Genomic DNA, 14100 nt, shown 5'->3' with positions numbered 1-14100 from the left:
CATGGCGGTGGACGATGCATGATGCGCCGGCGCGCAAAGGACCTTCAGCGGCGGATCAATCCTGCCGCCAGGCGGAGACTGGCGCGCTGCCGCGGCAGGCGGACTCGATGCACGGGCCGAACGGTTGTGCGTGCTGCTGGCTGTCCGGGTTGTCCTTGGTCTCGATCCGGCGCTTGCGCAGCTCCAGCAGCAGCGGCGTCAGTTCGGTGATGCGGCCCTGGATGCGTGCGCGGGCGTAGTAATCCAGGTCGTTGCGCTTGAGCAGACGCTGCAGTTGTTCCATCGCGTCGAACGGGCGGCCGGAGTAATAGCTGGCATCGGCGAACGCCTCGCCGGCACGCACGTTGTCGCCGGCTGCGTCGCTGGCGCGGGCGTAGGCGCTGTAGATCTCCGGTTCGCTGGCGTCGTCCAGCAGGGGGCGCAGCAAGCTGGCGGCGAGGCCGGCCTGCGCCTTGTCGCCGCCGGCGGTGAGCGCCTTGGCGTAGGCCAGCGCCACCGCGCGGTTGCGCGGCGATTGTTCGTTGAGGTCCTGGTAGATGGCGAGCGCCGCGGCACGCTGGCCGGCTTGCAACCTGGCATCGGCCAGCGCGAGCTTGAGGATCAGGTTGTCCGGCGCGTCGCGCAGCAACGGCTGCAACTGCGCCACCGCTTGTGCGCCGCGGCCGCTGCGGGTAAGTGCCAGCGCGTAGCCGTAATGGTTGGCCGGGGTGTCGAACGCAGGCCGGTCCTGCAGGTTGGAGCCGTAGTACGTCGCTTCGCGGGTGGCGTCGCCGGCCAGCACGCGCACGCGTTCGCGCATCAGCTGGTAGGTGTCGAGCGGGCCGGGCCTGGGCGTGTCCAGCAGCGAGGTCGGGTCCTTGACGAAGGCGATCGGCGCGGTGTGCTGCTGCCACTGCTGCACGTCCATGACGGTGCCCGAGGGCCGCAGCTTCTGCGCCGCCACCAGTGCGCCGGCACGCGCCTTGGCGTCGCTGATGCGCATGCTGGTCACCGGGTGGGTCTGCAGCAGGACGGGCACGTCGTCGCCACCGGCGCCGGTGCTGAGCACGTCCTGCATGCGCTGGAAAAAGGCCGCCATCGCTTCCGGGTCGAAACCGGCCTTGGCGAGGGTCTGGATGCCGACGCGGTCGGCCTCGATCTCGTCCTTGCGGGTGAAGTTGATCGAACGCTGCGCGATCAGGCCCTGGCCGCCGGCGAGCACCGCCATCGGCGCGTCGCCGCTGTGGCTGCCGGCGCCGGCCAGTACCGCACCCAGCAGCACCAGCGCCATCAGCGGTGCATCCTTGCGCGAGGCCTCGAATGCCCGCTGCAGGTGGTTCTGGGTGATGTGGCCGATCTCGTGCGCGATCACGCCGGCCAGTTCGCTCTCGTCGCGGGTGATGACGAACAGCCCGGAGTTGACCGCGATGTAGCCGCCCGGCGCGGCGAAGGCGTTGATCTCCGGGTCCTTCACGATGAAGAAGGCGAAGTGGTCCTTGGGCTTGTCGGAGTTGGATGCCAGGCGATGGCCGAGATCGTTGACGTAGTCGTCCAGCAGCGGGTCGTCGACCACCATGTCCAGCGCGCGCATCTGGCGCAGCATGGAGGCGCCGTAATCACGCGCCTCCTGCGGCGAGATCAGCGCGTCGGCCGAGCTGCCAAGGTCGGGCAGGCGCACGTCGTCCTGCGCGCTGGCCATGCAGGTCAGGCCGGCGCAGAGCAGCGCAGTCAGAACACGCCGGGCAGGTCGTCGTGGTGTCATGGCCATGGGTAAGCGACAATAGCATTGTGACCGCCCCGGGTGGCGTCGGTTCCCACCTTGCCTGTTGTCCCGGACGCCCCCATTTACAGGCCGTTCCCCCGTTTTGCGGAGTTGTCGTGATGTCGAAGATCGAGGTCTATTCCACCGCGGTGTGTCCTTACTGCGTGGCCGCCAAGAACCTGCTCAAGGCCCGTGGGCTGGAGTGGACCGAGGTGCGCGTGGACACCGACCCGTCCCAGCGCGAGGCGATGCTGACGCGCAGCGGTGGCGCGCGCACCGTGCCGCAGATCTTCATCAACGATCACCACGTCGGTGGCTTCGACGACCTGGCGGCGGCCGACCGCAGCGGCAAACTGGCGCAATTGCTGGAGGCGGGCGCATGAGCGACAAGCTGGCCGAATTCACCGCGTTCCGCCAACGCATGAACGAGCGCATCCTGGCCGAGGACAACCAGGTCGTGCGGCGCTTCTTCGCGCTGGACACGCAGACCTACAAGGCCGGCGCGCTGGACGTGAAGACCAAGGAGATGCTGGGCCTGGTCGCCTCGATGGTGCTGCGCTGCGACGACTGCATCAGCTACCACGTGGCCCAGTGCAAGGAAGCCGGCGTGCAGCGCGACGAGTTCTTCGAGGTGTTCAGCGTGGGCCTGGTGGTGGGCGGCTCGATCGTGATCCCGCATCTGCGCCGCGCGGTGGATTTCCTGGACCAGCTGGAGAACGGCGAGTCCGGTGCGCCGGAGTGCGCCGACCACGCTTGAGACGCCCGCGGGCATGCGGCTTTCCGCAACGCTCCATGCGAGGATTTGCAACGACTTGCGCGGCGGACGGGTGTCCGGCGTTGGGGCTCATGAGCGATAATGGGCGGTCTTGACGCGCGCCTTGCGCGCCGTGCATGCGATCAGCCCCCAAGGAGTCCCCCCATGAACAACACCATCGCCGTGATCCCGGGCGACGGCATCGGCCCGGAGATCATGACCGCCACGCTGCGCGTGCTCGACGCGCTGGACTGCGGCCTGAAATACGACTTCGTCGACGCCGGCATGGTCGCGCTGGAGAAGCACGGCGACCTGCTGCCCAAGGCCACGCTGGACAAGATCGCCGAGCACAAGGTCGCGCTGAAGGGCCCGCTGACCACGCCGATCGGCGGCGGCTTTACCTCGGTCAACGTGACCCTGCGCCGCCACTTCGACCTGTACGCGAACGTGCGCCCGGCGGTGAGCTTCCCCGGTACCAAGTCGCGCTACGAGAACATCGACATCATCACCGTGCGCGAGAACACCGAGGGCGCCTACCGCTCCGAGGGGCAAACCCTGTCCGCCGACGGCGAGATCGCCGAGTCGGTGGCGCGCAACACGCGCAAGGGCAGCAGCCGGATCGTGCGCTACGCCTTCGAGCTGGCGGTGAAGAAGGGCCGCAAGAAGGTCACCGCGGTGCACAAGGCGAACATCCTGAAGACCAGCTCGGGGTTGTTCCTCAATGTGGCGCGCGAGATTGCCAAGGAATACCCGCAGATCGAGTTCAACGAGATGATCGTGGACAACACCTGCATGCAGCTGGTGATGAACCCGTACCAGTTCGACGTGATCGTCACCACCAACCTGTTCGGCGACATCCTGTCGGACCTGTGCGCCGGCCTGGTCGGCGGCCTGGGCCTGGCGCCGGGCGACAACATCGGCGAGCACGCGGCGATCTTCGAGGCCGTGCACGGCTCGGCGCCGGACATCGCGGGCAAGGGCATCGCCAACCCGTGCGCGCTGCTGCTGGCCGCCGCCGACATGCTCGACCACCTGGACATGGTGGCCAAGGGCGACAAGCTGCGCGCCGCGATCCGCGACACCATGACGAACGATCGCGACAGCGTGACGCCGGACATCGGCGGCAAGGGCAGCACCGGCAGCTTCGCCGACGCCATCGTGAAGCGCCTCGCGGCCTGATCCGGGACGCCGCTGGGCGCAATGAAGGCCGCGGCATGCCGCGGCCTTTTCGTTGGATCGGCGCGGGATGGTCGTGCCCCAGCCGGTGTCATGCCGTTGACGGGATACGCCGTTGGCGCGCATCGCGAGGCAGGCTTGCCGTGCACGGTTTGCGCGAGGCGCCGCCGGTTCAGTGTTGCGCCGCCCGGTAGTGACCGGGTTCCGCGCGAGAGGGAATGGCGATGCGGTTCCAGCTGTTGATCGCGATCACTGCCATGTTGAGGTCGATCAGCTGTTCTTCGCTGAATTCGGTGCGGGCTTGTTCGTAGACCTCGTCCGGCACGCCGTGCACCGGGTCGAGCCGGGTCACCGCCTCGCACCAGGCCAGCGCGGCACGCTCGCGCGGGCTGTAGAACGGCGCCTCGCGCCAGGCCTGCAGCACGTACAGGCGCTGCTCGGTCTCGCCGCCGGCGCGGGCATCCTTGCTGTGCATGTCCAGGCAGTAGGCGCAACCGTTGAGTTGGGAAACGCGCATCTGTACCAGTTCGATCAGACTTTGTTCGATGCCGGAGTTCTTGATGTATTCGCCCAGGGCGAACAGGGGCTTCACGGCGTCGAGGCGCTTGTTGATGTTGAAACGAGGCATGGGGTTCTCCTTGCGGTGTGCGGCCGGGACCGGCCGTTCAGTGCAAGGACGTGGGCGCCGTCGATTTCGTGACCGCCGCCAGCCGGGCAAGCTTGCCGGGGTGGCGCAGGGCATGCACGGCGGTGATGCGTTCGCCGTCGTCGTCGATCCAACTGGCCGAGACCAGCGTGTCGCCCTGCCAGCCGAACAGGGCCGGCGTACCGTTGAGCTGACGGATTTCGTGGCGCACGCCACCATGGCGCTGCTGCTGCAGCGCGATCTGCATGTACAGCCGGGCCAGCCGCTCGGCGCCGTGCAGCGGGTGCAGGGTGGCCCGCGCCAGGCCGCCGCCGTCGGATACGCTCATGGCGTCTTCGGCAAACAAGGCACGCAACGTGGGCATGTCCGGCTGCTGCAGCGCCTGCATGAAGCGTTCGAGCAGGCGCCGCTGGATGTCGGCGTTCGGCATCGTCTGGCGCGGTCGATCCTCGCGCAGCCGCTGCTTCGCCCGGTGCACGCGCTGGCGGCAGGCGTCTTCGCTGATTTCCAGCATCGAGGCCGTTTCGGCGTGGCTGTAGTCGAATACTTCGCGCAGCAGGAAGGCGGCGCGCTCCTCGGGGCTCAGCCGCTCCAGCAACAGCAGAAAGGTGAGGGTGAGGCTCTCGGCGCGTTCCAGTTGCGCCTCGGGCTGGTCGGTATCCACCGTCAGCGGCTCCGGCAGCCAGGGGCCGGAGTAGTGCGCGCGTTCGGTCTTGGCCCGGCGCAGGCGATCCAGCGCGATGCGCGTGGTCACGGTGACCAGCCAGGCTTCCGGGTCGTCCAGCGCGGCGACATTCTGTGCGTGCCAGCGCAGCCAGGCATCGTGCAGCACGTCCTCGGCGTCGGCGGGCGTGCCGAGCATGCGGTAGGCCAGGCCGAACAGGCGCTGGCGGTGTTGCTGGAACAGGGCGGTTTGCGAATCCATGAGGCACTCCGGGGAAAGGATGCTGCCAGGACGCATGGACGGAGCGAAACGTGACCGCTAGCGGAGCAATGGCCAGGGAGCCAGGAAAATCAGCCACAACAGCACAAGGATGCCGACGTATTTTCCGGCCTTGTACAGCTTCTTGTGACGCCGCTTGAACGCCGCCTTCCATTGATGCATGGCGCCCTTGCGCTGGCTCCACGCGTACAGGCGGTTGACGAAGCCGGTCTTCTCGGTACCGGTGTCGCTGTTGGGCGAAGCGGTGATCTTGCCCATGAACGCGCCCACGCGATGGTTGATCGCACTCATCCAGCGCGTGCGCAGCGGGCGCTCCACATCGGCGAACAGGATCACCCGGGTCTGGTCGGTCTTGTTCTCCACCCAGTGCACGAAGGTCTCGTCGAACACCACGTCCTTGCCGTCGCCCCAGGCATGCTCTTCGCCATCGACGAAGATGCGGCAGTCGCGCGAGTTCGGCGTGATCAGGCCCAAGTGATAGCGCAGCGAACCGGCGAACGGATCGCGATGGGGGTTGAGCTTGCTGTTGGGTGCCAGCGTGGCGAACATCGCCGCCTTGATTCCGGGGATCGCATTGAGCAGTTCCACCGTCTTCGGACACAACGCCTGCGCCGACGCCAGCGGCTCGCCGTACCACTTGAGGTAGAAGCGCTTCCAGCCCTGCTTGATGAAGCTGTTGAAACTGGCGTCGTCGTTCTTCGTGGTGCCGCGAATGTGTCCCCGGTCCGTCAGGTGCAGCGCCTCGGCCCGGATCGTCTCCCAGTTTGCCTGCAGCAAATCCAGCTCGGGAAATCCGCGGCGGTCGAGTATCGGCTTGGCCGGCACCGCCGAGAACGCGTACATCAGCAGGTTGTACGGCGCGAACACTGCCGAGTGATCCACCAGCTGGCGGTCGAAACGCAACCGCACCCGCCCGCGCAAATGCACCAGCAGCACGCACAGTGCGAAGAAGGCGAACAAGAGCAACAGGATGAGGCGCGGCGTCACGAACATGGGCAGAGGAACCACGGAGCCAGCAATGTCGTGATTCTACTCGACCGATGGCAACATCAGTTGACGGCGGCCCGGCCGGACGCCATTTCGTGCGACTTGTCTTTACGGCAACAGGCGCGATTTGCGCTTGAGGAAACTGCCGGCAATCCACATCAACCGTATGGCGGAAACCGCCAACGCCGTGCCCAGGCCGAGAACCAGCATGATCTGGAACAGTTGCATCAAAAGTGCGGTTGACATGGCGGTCCTTGCTTGGTCGTGAGAGGCGAAAACTCGGTCTTGGCTTTGGCAACGGCAACACATTCTACTTGACGGGGCCGGTACCACGTGCGATCACGTTCTTCAGCCACCGGATGCGGATTCGCGCGTGCGCCGTTTCCGCAGCCAGGTTGGCCAGCCTCGACGGGTCACCGCGTTCAAGGCTTGCCCCCCAACTGTTTGGCACGATTTCCCATGGACGTGCCGGCAATGGATCGTTGGACACCGGCAAGTCCAACCTGCGTTCCGCGTCGCGGCTGGTCAACCGCGCGCAGCGCATCGGGTGTTCACCATGATGGCAGGAGTGGTGTTGCCTGGCAGGTATTCCGCTACCGGGCTTCCGAACGCCGAAAACCGAAAGCCAGCTCCTACATCATCTCCGCCGCAAAGTCCGCCAACCGCGACCTCTCTCCCCGCCGCAACGTGATGTGCGCCGAATGCTCCCAGCTCTTGAAGCGATCCACCGCATAGGTAAGCCCGGAGGTGGTTTCGGTGAGGTAGGGAGTATCGATCTGTTCGACGTTGCCGAGGCAGACGATCTTGGTGCCGGGGCCTGCGCGGGTGATCAGGGTCTTCATCTGCTTCGGGGTGAGGTTCTGGGCCTCGTCGATGATCAGGTAGCGTGACAGGAAGGTGCGCCCACGCATGAAGTTGAGCGAGCGGATCTTGATGCGCGAGGCAAGCAGGTCGTTGGTGGCCTGGCGGCCCCAGCTGCCGCCGTCCTCGGGGTTGGCGAGCACTTCGAGGTTGTCGGTGAGCGCGCCCATCCACGGCGTCATCTTTTCTTCCTCGGTGCCGGGCAGGAAGCCGATGTCCTCGCCGACGGAAACAGTGGCGCGGGTCATGATGATCTCGCGGTAGCGCTGCTGGTCCATCACCTGGGCCAGGCCGGCGGCCAGCGCCAGCAGGGTCTTGCCGGTGCCGGCGTTGCCGAGCAGGGTGACGAAGTCGATCTCCGGGTCCATCAGCGCGTTGAGCGCGAAGTTCTGCTCGCGGTTGCGCGCACCGATGCCCCAGACGTGATGGTTGGCGTGCGAGTGGTCGTCCAGAAGCATGAGCGTCGCGTGCTCGTCGTCCAGTTTCTGCACGCGCAGTTCGATCTCGTTCTCGCCGGGCAGGTAGAGGCACTCGTTGGGATGCCACGCCTCGTCCTCGCGGCGATCGAGCTGGTAATAGGTGCGGCCGTGATCGGTCCACGAGTGCACTTCCGGGTGCAGCTCCCAGAAGTTCGCCGGCAGTTCGGTCGAGCCGGTGTAGAGCAGGGAGAAATCGTCGAGCGCGCGGTCGTTCTCGTAATCCTCCGCAACCAGGCCGTTGATGCCGGCCTTGATGCGCAGGTTGATGTCCTTGGTGACCAGGATCACGTCGCGATCCTGATTCTGGTCGCGCAGCTCGATCACCGCGGCGAGGATCTGGTTGTCGGCCTTGGTGTGGCCGTTGCTGCTGATGCGATGCTGGAAATAGAGCCGACCGGCCGAGCCGCCGCGCTTGAGCTTGACGCCTTGCGGATTGGCCAGTTCCAGCCCTTCCGCCAGGTCGTGCTGCTTGCCGGCCTCGATCAGTTCGTTGAGGAAGCGACTGACCTGGCGGCCGTTGCGCGAGACTTCCGAAGCACCTTTCTTCTTCTCGTCCAGCTCCTCCAGGACGGTCATGGGGATGAAGACGTCGTGTTCCTCGAAGCGGAACAGCGAGGTCGGGTCATGCAGCAGGACGTTGGTGTCGAGAGCGTAGATGCGCTTGCTTCCGGTCATGCGGAAGTGTCCTCGCTGGTGGGTGGGCAAAGCGGATGGCGACAACTCATCAGGGCGAATGACTCAGGCGGCGGGGATCGCGTCAAGCACGGCCTGCGCGTGGCCGGGGACTTTCACCCCGCGCCATTCGGCGGCGAGCTTGCCGTCGGGGTCGATCAGGAAGGTGCTGCGCACGATGCCGAGGTGGCGCTTGCCGTAGAGCACCTTCTCGTGGATCACGTCGAAGGCCTGGCACCAGGTTTCGTCGGCGTCGGATATCAGCGGGAACGGCAGCTCCTGCTTCGCGGCAAAGTTGGCGTGTGATTTCGGTGAGTCGCGTGACACGCCGATGACCTGCGCGTGACGTTGGCGGAACTTCGAGTGCAAGTCGCGGAAGTCCCTGGCCTCGTTGGTGCAGCCGGGGGTCGAATCCTTCGGATAGAAGTACACGACCAGCCATTGGCCGCGGTAGTCGGAAAGCTTCAGCTCGGTGCCGTCGCCGGTGGTGCCTTTCAGTGCGGGAAGTTTCTTGCCGATGGCGGGCATGGGGCATCCTGCGCGGCCTGCGCGGCCGTGCTTGCGGTGGGATGGAAGGGAGACGTGGCGCGGATGACGACAGTGCGGCGGCGAGGCGACCGGGCAAGCCGGGGCCGGCTGGCGTGAATCGACTCGCGGTTCTGCAATGCTGACGTCCTCCGGCAGGGCCACGGCCACAGACTAGCGCGCCCGGGGTGGCGGATGACAGGTCTTGTCAGGGCAAGGCGTTCGCGCGATGCTCGGCGGACGGCAACACTTCAGAACTTCACCGGGTCCATGATCGCGTCGAGGTTCATGCCGTCGCACAGTTCCAGGAAATCGTCGCGCAAGGCGGCGATGTGGATGTCCGCCGGGATGCCGATGGTGAACTGGGCCTGGAACATCTCCGCGCCGGTCTGCATGGCGCGATAGCGGGTAGAGTTCAACTGCTCCACGCTGATTTCGTGCTGGGCGAAGAACTCCACGATGCGGGCGACGATGCCGGGGCGATCGGCGGCCACCACTTCCACCAGATAAGGCAGCTGCGCGCTGTTGCCGCGCTGGCCGGTGCGGTAGTGCACCAGGCGCAGGCTTTCGTCGCGGGCCAGCTTGGTCAGTGCGGTTTCCAGCTTGGCCAGCGCATCCCAGGCGCCGCTGGCGAGCAGCATCAGCGAGACCTCGGTGCCGATGGTGGAGACGCGCGATTCGGAAAGGTTGCAGCCGGCGTCGGCAATGCGGCGGGCCAGCGCCAGCAGCGGCGACTTGTCGGCCGGAGTGAGCGCCTGGATCAGCAACTGGCTGTCGCCAGTCGTGCGTCCGGCCGCGTGCGAGGCAGTGGAGGGAGATTTCAAGGAGGTCCACCTGTGGGCAGCATTCCGCCCGATGCGGAAGCATCAGGTTACTCCCATCGAGCTTACTTGCCCGTCTTGCGAAGCGGCAAGTAACATGCAGGGCTTGCCGTTGCAGCGGAATCGAGCACGTGGACATTCGTGGAAGCATCTGTGCGCTGGTCACGCCGTTCGCGGCCGACGACAGCCTCGACCTGGCGGCGTTCGGCCGCCTGATCGAACAGCAGATCGCCGGCGGCACCCAGGCGCTGGTGGTGGCCGGCTCGACCGGCGAGGCGCACATGCTGGAGGCGGGCGAGTTCGACCGCCTGCTGACGTTCGCGATCGAGCGCGTGGCAGGTCGCGTGCCGGTGATTGCCGGCACCGGCGAGGCCGGTACCGCGAAGACCATCGCTGCCACGCGTCGTGCGCAGGAGCTGGGCGCGGATGCGGCACTGGTGGTGGTGCCGTACTACGTGCGTCCCACGCAGGAGGGCTTGTGGCGACACTTCACCGCGGTCGCCGATGCTGGCGGCTTGCCGGTGCTGCTCTACAACGTGCCCGGTCGCACCGGTTGCGACCTGCTGCCGGAGACGGTGGCGCGCCTGAGCGAGCATCCGGCGATCATCGGCATCAAGGAAGCGCGGGGCGATGCGCCGCGGATCGCCGCGCTGGCGGAACTTGCGCGCGCGGATTTCGTCTATCTGTCCGGTGACGACGCCAGCGCCGGTGTGGCGATGCTTGCCGGTGCGGCCGGCACCGTCTCGGTGGTGGCCAACCTGGTGCCGCGGCCGTTCCGCGCCCTGTGCGACGCCGCCACGGCGGGCGACGAGGCGGCCACGGCACGGTGCCGGGATGCACTGGAACCCTTGCTGCACGCGCTGGACTGCGCGCCCAATCCGATCGCGGTCAAGGCCGGACTGCCGCCGCTGGGGCTGGGCTCGGCCCGGCCGCGGTTGCCGCTGGTGGAACTGCCCGACGGCCCGGATCGCGCCCGCTTGCACCAGGCGCTGTCCAGTCTGTCATCCTAGACACCTGTGCCCGCTGATCCGGGCCTGGCTCACTCACGGAATCCGATTCGATGAAGAAAACCTCGCTCCTCGTGGCCTTGCCGGCCGTCGCGCTCGCCGGCCTGCTGCTCTCCGGTTGCGGCATGTTCCGTTCGCACAGCGCCTGGCAGAAGGCCCGGCAGGAGGCGCCGCTGGAGATTCCGCCCAGCATGGATCGTCCCTCCACCAGCGACGCCCTGGTGATTCCGCCGCCGGGCGCGAACCAGCCGACGGCGGACGGCGCGACTGCCTCCGTGGCGGGCGTGCCGGGCCAGGCAGGGCAGATCTCCGACGGCTTCGTGCACGAGGGCACGGTCGACAGCGTGTACCAGCAGGTGGGCAAGGTGCTGGCCGACGGCAAGGCGGGCCAACTGGTCAGCCACGACGACGCCACGCACTCCTACGTGGTCAGCGTGGCGGCGGCCGCCACCGGCAAGAAGCGCGGTTTCTTCTCGCGACTGTTCGGCCGACACCGGGATGATTCTGCCAGCACCGCCGGTGGCGGCATGCACCAGGTACAGATCAACGTGGAGAGCCGCGGCGACGCCGGCAGCGAGATCCGCGCGCAGAGCGATTCGCTGGGCGCGGTGGCCAAGGTGATCGATCGGCTGAAGTCGAAGCTGGATTGATCGCAAGCGCGCCACGCATGCGAAAACGCCGCCCGGAGGGGCGGCGTTTTCGTTTCGACATCGTGACGGGAGGCCGGTTCAGCGCTCGAGAAGCGCCAGCTTGTCCGGCTTGCCTTCCCAGTCGCCGGCGTCGGCGGGAGCGTCCTTGCGCTCGGTGATCACCGGCCAGCTCTTGGCCAGCTCGGCGTTGAGCGCCACCAGCGGCTCCTGCCCCACCGGCACGTCGTCCTCCGGGTAGATCGCGTTGATCGGGCACTCCGGCTCGCACAGGGTGCAGTCGATGCACTCGTCCGGGTCGATCACCAGGAAGTTCGGGCCTTCGTGAAAGGCATCCACCGGGCACACCTCGACGCAATCGGTGTACTTGCACTTGATGCAGTTGTCGATGACGACGAAAGTCATGAAGTCAACTCGGCTGTAGGAAGGGGCAGATGGAACGCTCTTCTGAAAAACGACGCAGATCCACGGCAAAGTACACCGAAGGGCTCTCGCGGGGTTCGGCAGAGGGCTCTTTTGAAAAGTGCGGCCATGGATGGCCGCTTCTGATCCGGCCGAAGGCCCGGAACTCCCTGCTGTCCGGATGTTCCCGGACAACCGCGATCGGGGATGATCGCACAGGTGACAGACAGTGCGGCCATGGATGGCTGCTTTTGATCCCGCCGATAGCCGGTAACCTTGGGCTACCGCACTCCTTCCAGACCATGGCAATCATGGAAGATTGCACAACCAAATGGCGCTCCCTACGAGACTCGAACTCGTGTTCCCGCCTTGAGAGGGCGGTGTCCTGGGCCACTAGACGAAGGGAGCGTTGTGCGGCGAAGCGCGCTAGTATAGCGGAATTGCTTCGCGCGGCAACGCCCGGTCGACGCGCGTCGAAGCCTGCCGCGCAGGCGCGCAGATCGTCGTCCTGCCGCGGCTATTTGTTGATGCTCGGCATCGTGAACATGGCAAGCACGGGGCGCCTGCGTCCCGCAAGGATTCCAACCGCTTGAACCCCACACCAGGCACCGATCCCACCCCCGCGCTGCGGATCATCCCGCGCGACCAGCACATCATTTCGCGGGCGAACATCAGCAAGGCCGCGCTGCGCGTGCTGTACCGGCTGCACGACGCCGGTTATGCCGCCTACCTCGTCGGTGGCGCGGTGCGCGACCTGTTGCTGGGGTTTCGTCCGAAGGATTTCGACGTCGCCACCGACGCCACGCCGGAGGAGGTCAAGAAGCTGTTCCGCAACTGCCGCCTGATCGGGCGGCGGTTCCGCCTGGCGCACGTGGTGTTCGGCCCGGAGATCATCGAGGTGGCCACCTTCCGCGGCACCGGCGAGGAAGGCGAGGGCGACCGCCACATCGTTGACGGCCGCATCGTGCGCGACAACATCTGGGGCACCATCGAGGAGGACGCGCTGCGCCGCGATTTCCGCGTCAATGCCCTGTATTACGACATCGGCGATTTCTCCGTGCGCGACTACGTCGGCGGCATGCAGGACCTGCACGATCGCGTGCTGCGCCTGATCGGCGACCCCGAGGTGCGCTACCACGAAGATCCGGTGCGCATGCTGCGCGCCGCGCGGCTGGCGGCCAAGCTCGGCATGCACATCGACGCCGCCGCGGCGGCCCCTTTCGAATCGCTGGGACCGCTGCTTGCCGATGCCGCGCCGGCGCGGCTGTTCGACGAATCGCTGAAGATGTTCCTGTCCGGCAACGGCCTGAAGAGTTTCCGCATGCTGGAGCAGTGCGGCCTGCTGAAGTTCCTGTTCCCGGCCACCGCGCGCGCGCTCAAGCGTGGCGATGCGGCGTTGCGCTCGCTGGTGGAGCAGGGCCTGGCCAACACCGATGCGCGCATCGGCGAAGGCAAGTCGGTCACCCCCGCGTTCCTGTTCGCGGTGCTGCTGTGGGGCGAGGTGCGCGACGAGGCCCAACTCGGCATCGAGCGCGGCCTGGACAGCGCCGAGGCGTGGTCGCGCGCGGCTGCCAAGGTGGTTGGCGAACAGTGCCAGCGGGTGGCGATCCCGCGGCGCTTCACCTTCACCATGGAAGAGATCTGGTCGCTGCAGCCGCGTTTCGAGCAGGTGCAACGCAAGCGGGTGTTCCGCCTGATGGCACATCCGCGGTTCCGCGCGGCGTTCGATTTCCTGTTGTTGCGCGCCGACGAATCGCCGGCGATGCGTGAGCTGGGGCAGTGGTGGGCGCACGCCCAGCGCCTGCCGCAGGACGTGCTGGCCGCGGCCTTGCCGGTGCTCAGCGGCGCGGCTGCGGCAGAGGCTGCTCCCGCACCGGCGGTGCGCAAGCCGCCGCGCCCGCGCCGGCGCCGGCGCAAACGCAGCGACAACCCGGCCTCCGAATGACCCTGGCCTACGTGGCGCTGGGCAGCAACCTCGGTGAACCGCGCCAGCAGGTACTCGACGCGTTCAACGCGCTCGCCGAGCTGCCCGGCACCTGCTTGCTGCAGCGTTCGCCGCTTTACCGCACGCCGCCCTGGGGCGTGCTCGACCAACCATCCTTCATCAATGCCGTGGCCGAGCTGGAAACGACGCTGTCGCCCGAAGCGCTGCTGCAGCACCTGCTGGCGATCGAGCAGCGCGCCGGCCGCGTCCGCGCCGAACGCAACGGGCCACGCACGCTCGACCTGGATCTGCTGCATGTCGAGGGCGTGCGTCGCGACGATCCGGCATTGACCCTGCCACACCCGCGGTTGGCCGAGCGTGCCTTCGTGCTGTTGCCGCTGAACGATGTCGTACCGGATCTGCACCTGCCCGGCCAGGGGCGCGTGGCCGAGCTGCTGGCGCGGGTCGACCCGGCCGGTTGCGAGCGGCTGCTTGCGCCATAATCGGCAGTCACC

General features: G+C 66.9%; 16 protein-coding genes and 1 tRNA gene. 7 read left to right on the top strand and 10 right to left on the bottom strand.

All coding sequences use genetic code 11. From position 1 onward, the window contains the following. Window positions 1-55: 55 nt before the first annotated feature. On the bottom strand, window positions 56-1747 hold the full coding sequence (locus tag ACVCMI_RS13565; RefSeq protein WP_447098465.1) for a M48 family metalloprotease: 1692 nt from the start codon (window positions 1745-1747) through the stop codon (window positions 56-58). Window positions 1748-1860: 113 nt separating this feature from the next. Here ACVCMI_RS13565 and grxC point away from each other — a divergent pair, with 113 nt between their 5' ends. The 3 genes from grxC (at window position 1861) to ACVCMI_RS13550 (ending at window position 3674) form a co-directional block, all read left to right on the top strand. After that, the gene (gene grxC, locus ACVCMI_RS13560) at window positions 1861-2124 is read left to right on the top strand and encodes a glutaredoxin 3 (RefSeq protein WP_395119571.1); all 264 of its coding nucleotides are present in this window, start codon (window positions 1861-1863) and stop codon (window positions 2122-2124) included. Further along, a complete protein-coding gene (locus ACVCMI_RS13555) occupies window positions 2121-2498 on the top strand; it encodes a carboxymuconolactone decarboxylase family protein (RefSeq protein WP_395119570.1) in 378 nt (125 codons plus the stop codon). Before grxC ends, ACVCMI_RS13555 begins: the two co-directional genes overlap by 4 nt. A 162-nt stretch (window positions 2499-2660) precedes the next feature. Beyond that, the gene (locus ACVCMI_RS13550; protein ID WP_447098466.1) at window positions 2661-3674 is read left to right on the top strand and encodes an isocitrate dehydrogenase; all 1014 of its coding nucleotides are present in this window, start codon (window positions 2661-2663) and stop codon (window positions 3672-3674) included. 169 nt (window positions 3675-3843) lie between these two features. Here ACVCMI_RS13550 and ACVCMI_RS13545 read toward each other — a convergent pair whose 3' ends face one another. The 7 genes from ACVCMI_RS13545 to ACVCMI_RS13515 form a co-directional block, all read right to left on the bottom strand. After that, entirely contained in the window at window positions 3844-4299 is a 456-nt protein-coding gene (locus ACVCMI_RS13545; RefSeq protein WP_447098467.1) for a carboxymuconolactone decarboxylase family protein, read from the bottom strand. A gap of 37 nt (window positions 4300-4336) precedes the next feature. Continuing rightward, complete coding sequence (sigJ, locus tag ACVCMI_RS13540; protein ID WP_447098468.1) at window positions 4337-5242, bottom strand: RNA polymerase sigma factor SigJ; 906 nt, start codon at window positions 5240-5242, stop codon at window positions 4337-4339. A gap of 57 nt (window positions 5243-5299) precedes the next feature. Beyond that, the gene (locus ACVCMI_RS13535) at window positions 5300-6253 is read right to left on the bottom strand and encodes an aspartyl/asparaginyl beta-hydroxylase domain-containing protein (RefSeq protein ID WP_447098469.1); all 954 of its coding nucleotides are present in this window, start codon (window positions 6251-6253) and stop codon (window positions 5300-5302) included. A 102-nt stretch (window positions 6254-6355) separates the two neighbouring features. Further along, complete coding sequence (locus tag ACVCMI_RS13530; protein WP_395119565.1) at window positions 6356-6493, bottom strand: hypothetical protein; 138 nt, start codon at window positions 6491-6493, stop codon at window positions 6356-6358. Window positions 6494-6879: 386 nt separating this feature from the next. After that, window positions 6880-8262: a PhoH family protein gene (locus tag ACVCMI_RS13525; protein WP_395119564.1), complete on the bottom strand. Its 1383-nt coding sequence runs from the start codon at window positions 8260-8262 to the stop codon at window positions 6880-6882. A gap of 63 nt (window positions 8263-8325) precedes the next feature. After that, complete coding sequence (locus ACVCMI_RS13520) at window positions 8326-8787, bottom strand: peroxiredoxin (protein WP_447098470.1); 462 nt, start codon at window positions 8785-8787, stop codon at window positions 8326-8328. 248 nt (window positions 8788-9035) lie between these two features. Then, window positions 9036-9551 (bottom strand): glycine cleavage system protein R, encoded by a 516-nt coding sequence (locus tag ACVCMI_RS13515; RefSeq protein ID WP_136258190.1) that lies wholly within the window; start codon window positions 9549-9551, stop codon window positions 9036-9038. Window positions 9552-9736: 185 nt separating this feature from the next. Here ACVCMI_RS13515 and dapA point away from each other — a divergent pair, with 185 nt between their 5' ends. After that, the gene (dapA, locus tag ACVCMI_RS13510) at window positions 9737-10615 is read left to right on the top strand and encodes a 4-hydroxy-tetrahydrodipicolinate synthase (protein WP_447098471.1); all 879 of its coding nucleotides are present in this window, start codon (window positions 9737-9739) and stop codon (window positions 10613-10615) included. 50 nt (window positions 10616-10665) lie between these two features. Beyond that, window positions 10666-11262, top strand: coding sequence for a hypothetical protein (locus tag ACVCMI_RS13505; protein WP_447098472.1), 597 nt, complete (start codon window positions 10666-10668; stop codon window positions 11260-11262). A gap of 78 nt (window positions 11263-11340) precedes the next feature. Here ACVCMI_RS13505 and fdxA read toward each other — a convergent pair whose 3' ends face one another. Beyond that, on the bottom strand, window positions 11341-11664 hold the full coding sequence (fdxA, locus tag ACVCMI_RS13500) for a ferredoxin FdxA (protein WP_395119560.1): 324 nt from the start codon (window positions 11662-11664) through the stop codon (window positions 11341-11343). Window positions 11665-11993: 329 nt separating this feature from the next. Further along, window positions 11994-12069 (bottom strand) — tRNA-Glu (locus ACVCMI_RS13495). A 181-nt stretch (window positions 12070-12250) separates the two neighbouring features. Here ACVCMI_RS13495 and pcnB point away from each other — a divergent pair. Together pcnB and folK are read left to right on the top strand one after the other, a co-directional pair. Further along, on the top strand, window positions 12251-13606 hold the full coding sequence (pcnB, locus tag ACVCMI_RS13490; protein ID WP_447098473.1) for a polynucleotide adenylyltransferase PcnB: 1356 nt from the start codon (window positions 12251-12253) through the stop codon (window positions 13604-13606). Continuing rightward, window positions 13603-14088: a 2-amino-4-hydroxy-6-hydroxymethyldihydropteridine diphosphokinase gene (folK, locus tag ACVCMI_RS13485; protein WP_395119558.1), complete on the top strand. Its 486-nt coding sequence runs from the start codon at window positions 13603-13605 to the stop codon at window positions 14086-14088. Before pcnB ends, folK begins: the two co-directional genes overlap by 4 nt. Window positions 14089-14100: the final 12 nt, after the last annotated feature.

The sequence above is a fragment of the Rhodanobacter sp. UC4448_H15 genome, assembly GCF_052978265.1.
This window is presented reverse-complemented; position numbering and strand designations above follow the sequence as displayed.

Bases quoted from the DNA above. Each gene is read 5' to 3' on its own strand.
- ACVCMI_RS13525 (WP_395119564.1), bottom strand. From the start codon at position 8,262: ATGACCGGAAGCAAGCGCATCTACGCTCTCGACACCAACGTCCTGCTG.
- sigJ (WP_447098468.1), bottom strand. From the start codon at position 5,242: ATGGATTCGCAAACCGCCCTGTTCCAGCAACACCGCCAGCGCCTGTTC.
- ACVCMI_RS13555 (WP_395119570.1), top strand. From the start codon at position 2,121: ATGAGCGACAAGCTGGCCGAATTCACCGCGTTCCGCCAACGCATGAAC.
- ACVCMI_RS13505 (WP_447098472.1), top strand. From the start codon at position 10,666: ATGAAGAAAACCTCGCTCCTCGTGGCCTTGCCGGCCGTCGCGCTCGCC.
- ACVCMI_RS13530 (WP_395119565.1), bottom strand. From the start codon at position 6,493: ATGTCAACCGCACTTTTGATGCAACTGTTCCAGATCATGCTGGTTCTC.
- ACVCMI_RS13565 (WP_447098465.1), bottom strand. From the start codon at position 1,747: ATGGCCATGACACCACGACGACCTGCCCGGCGTGTTCTGACTGCGCTG.
- grxC (WP_395119571.1), top strand. From the start codon at position 1,861: ATGTCGAAGATCGAGGTCTATTCCACCGCGGTGTGTCCTTACTGCGTG.
- folK (WP_395119558.1), top strand. From the start codon at position 13,603: ATGACCCTGGCCTACGTGGCGCTGGGCAGCAACCTCGGTGAACCGCGC.
- fdxA (WP_395119560.1), bottom strand. From the start codon at position 11,664: ATGACTTTCGTCGTCATCGACAACTGCATCAAGTGCAAGTACACCGAT.
- ACVCMI_RS13545 (WP_447098467.1), bottom strand. From the start codon at position 4,299: ATGCCTCGTTTCAACATCAACAAGCGCCTCGACGCCGTGAAGCCCCTG.
- ACVCMI_RS13535 (WP_447098469.1), bottom strand. From the start codon at position 6,253: ATGTTCGTGACGCCGCGCCTCATCCTGTTGCTCTTGTTCGCCTTCTTC.
- ACVCMI_RS13550 (WP_447098466.1), top strand. From the start codon at position 2,661: ATGAACAACACCATCGCCGTGATCCCGGGCGACGGCATCGGCCCGGAG.
- ACVCMI_RS13520 (WP_447098470.1), bottom strand. From the start codon at position 8,787: ATGCCCGCCATCGGCAAGAAACTTCCCGCACTGAAAGGCACCACCGGC.